The sequence below is a fragment of the Actinokineospora sp. genome, from assembly GCF_050699995.1.
Lineage (GTDB): Bacteria > Actinomycetota > Actinomycetes > Mycobacteriales > Pseudonocardiaceae > Actinokineospora.
In genome coordinates, this window is record NZ_JBOHGC010000337.1 from 1 (window position 1) to 2699 (window position 2699).

Annotated in this window: 3 protein-coding genes; all 3 read left to right on the plus strand. The window is 70.8% G+C overall.

Going from position 1 to position 2699, the window contains the following annotated elements; translation table 11 throughout:
- The first annotated feature begins 210 nt into the window (after positions 1–210).
- On the plus strand, positions 211–1200 hold the full coding sequence (locus tag ACRDSQ_RS16755; RefSeq protein ID WP_431422242.1) for a hypothetical protein: 990 nt from the start codon (positions 211–213) through the stop codon (positions 1198–1200).
- Positions 1201–1273: 73 nt separating this feature from the next.
- On the plus strand, positions 1274–2275 hold the full coding sequence (gene dhaK, locus ACRDSQ_RS16760; protein WP_431422244.1) for a dihydroxyacetone kinase subunit DhaK: 1002 nt from the start codon (positions 1274–1276) through the stop codon (positions 2273–2275).
- Positions 2275–2699 (plus strand): dihydroxyacetone kinase subunit DhaL (gene dhaL, locus ACRDSQ_RS16765; protein ID WP_431422246.1); only part of this gene is annotated, 425 nt, incomplete at its 3' end. The genes dhaK and dhaL, both read left to right, overlap by 1 nt.

Here is a 2699-nt window from a genome sequence, read left to right on the forward strand (position 1 = left end):
CAACCCATTGGGTGAACTGGCGACGCCGACACCAAGCACGCTCACGCTGGTTCCACAAACGCACCAGACTCGCCCGCAACATCGAGAACACCCAGGTCAGCTAGCGAATGGCTGCTGCCGTACTAGCTGTTGCTCGCCTCGGGGCCGCGCCGTGGCCGAATAAGCCGGTTGCCGACACACGCCGGGCCGCGACTGGCTACGGTTCACGCCGTGAGGCGTGCAGCGCGGTGGTCGGTCGGTGTGGTCGTGTGTCTGGTGGGCGTGGTCGCCGGGTGCGCGGGCCCCGACCTGGCCAAGAAGAACTTCCCCAGGTCCACGGTGGCCGCGGCGGCCGATCTCGGTGGCGGCGACGCCCCGGTCGACGGCAAGCCCGTCGAGGGTGAGGCGGCGTTCACCGCCGAGAACCTGCGGGTCGTCGACCCCTGCGTGCTGCTCGACGACCAGACGCTGGCCTCGGTCGGCACCCCCGCGAAGAACCGCCTGCGCGACTTCGGCCACTGCGCGCACTACATGAAGGACTCCGCGGGCAAGGAGCTGAACTTCAACCTCGTCCTCGGCGAGTCGGCCAGCGGGAAGTCGGCCGAGGGGACGTTCAAGATCGGCGGCTTGCCCGCGAGCGAGTCCGAACTCGACGACAAGACCGCGTGCTTCATCGGCGTCATCACCGAGGCCTCGCCGAAGCGGGCGATCACGCTGCAGATCAGCGGCCCGGCGGGTCCTCTCTGCGAGCCGGGGCGCAAGGTGATGGAAGGCGTCATCAAGAACCTGCAGGCGGGCGGGCAGAAGCTGGCGCTCGCCAAGGGCACGGTGGCCGGGGTCGACCCCTGCGCGGTCTTGGACGAGTCCACGATCACCGAAACCGTCGGTGAGAGCAACGCCCGGCCCACGACGCTGCACGCGTGTGACTGGAGCGCGGGTGGCGCGTCGTTCTCCATCAACTTCAAGGTCGGACCGAACCCCGACGACTTGGCCGACGCCGCGGACTCCACGCCGGTCGACCTGGGCGGAGTGAAGGCGCAGAAGCGGCCGTCGGAAGACCGGTGCCGGTTGGACTGGGCGCACGCGCCGTTCCCACCGGACAAGGAGCAGGCCGAGGTCGTCTCCCTGTCCTACAGCCGGTATGACGACAAAGCCGGCGACCCGTGCGCCAAGCTCGAGGCCGCGGCGAAGGCGTTGATCCCCAAGCTGCCCACAGGCTGAGCGGCACGCCTTTCGCGCACGCCCGGGGCGGTGTAGGAACGGGAGACGGACCCATTCCGGCGAGAGGCGCGCGATGAAGAAGATCATCAACGATCCGGCGACCATCGTGGCCGACGCGCTGCGCGGGATGGCGCTGGCCCATCCGGGTCTGCTGCGGATCACCGACGACCCGGCGGTCATCGCCAGGGCCGACGCCCCGGTGCGGGGCAAGGTCGCGATCGTCTCCGGCGGCGGCTCCGGCCACGAACCGCTGCACGGCGGGTTCGTCGGCCCCGGAATGCTCGACGCGGCGTGCCCCGGCGCGGTCTTCACCTCCCCGACACCTGACCAGGTTCAGGCCGCGGTGACGCAGGTCGACGGCGGCGAGGGCGTTTTGCTGCTGGTGAAGAACTACACCGGTGACGTGCTGAACTTCGAGACCGCCGCCGAACTCGTCGCCGCCGACGGGATCGACGTGCGCACCGTGGTGATCGACGACGACGTCGCCGTGCGCGACTCCACCTGGACGGCCGGGCGGCGCGGCGTCGGCGGGACGGTGTTGCTGGAGAAGATCGTGGGCGCCGCGGCCGAGTCCGGCGCCGACCTCGACACCTGCGAGCGCCTGGCCCGCGCGGTGGTCGGCAACGTGCGGTCGATGGGCATCGCGCTGACCGCGCCGACGGTGCCGCACGTCGGTGAGCCGAGCTTCACCCTCGCCGAGAACGAGATGGAGGTCGGCATCGGCATCCACGGCGAGCCCGGCCGCAGCCGCGAGCCGCTGGCCGACGCCGACGCCATCGTGGCCGCGCTGCTCGACCCGATCCTCGACGACCTCCCGTTCGCGCAGGAGAGCCGGGTTCTCCTGTTCACCAATTCCATGGGCGGCACGCCGCTGCTGGAGCTGTACCTGGCCCACGGCATCGCGGAGCGCATGCTCGCCGAGCGAGGGATCACGGTCGAACGCAGACTGGTGGGGCCGTTCATCACGAGTCTGGAGATGCAAGGCATGAGCCTCACCTTGCTGCGCCTCGACGACGAACTCACCGCTCTGTGGGACGCCCCGGTCCACACCGCCGCCCTGCGGTGGGGAGCCTGATGGGCTGCGACGCCGCCGCGGTGGCCGCCGCCATCCGCGCGGCCGCGACCGTGATCAGCGAGCACCGCGACGAACTGGTGAAGCTCGACCAGGCCATCGGCGACGGCGACCACGGCGAGAACCTCAAGCGCGGCTTCGGCTTCGTGCTCGCCCGGTTGGAGGAGTCCACTCCGGACACTCCGGCGGCGGTGCTCAAGCTGGTCGCCACCACCCTGATCTCGAAGGTCGGGGGAGCGGCGGGCCCGCTCTACGGGACGGCTTTCCTGCGCGCGGCCACCGCCGTGGGTGACGCCGCCGAACTCACTCCCGAGTTGATCTCGACGGCGCTCCAGGCGGCGGTCGACGGCGTCGTCGCCCGCGGCAAGGCCGAGGTGGGCGACAAGACGATGGTCGACGCGCTCGCGCCCGCCGCCAAGGCCCAGGG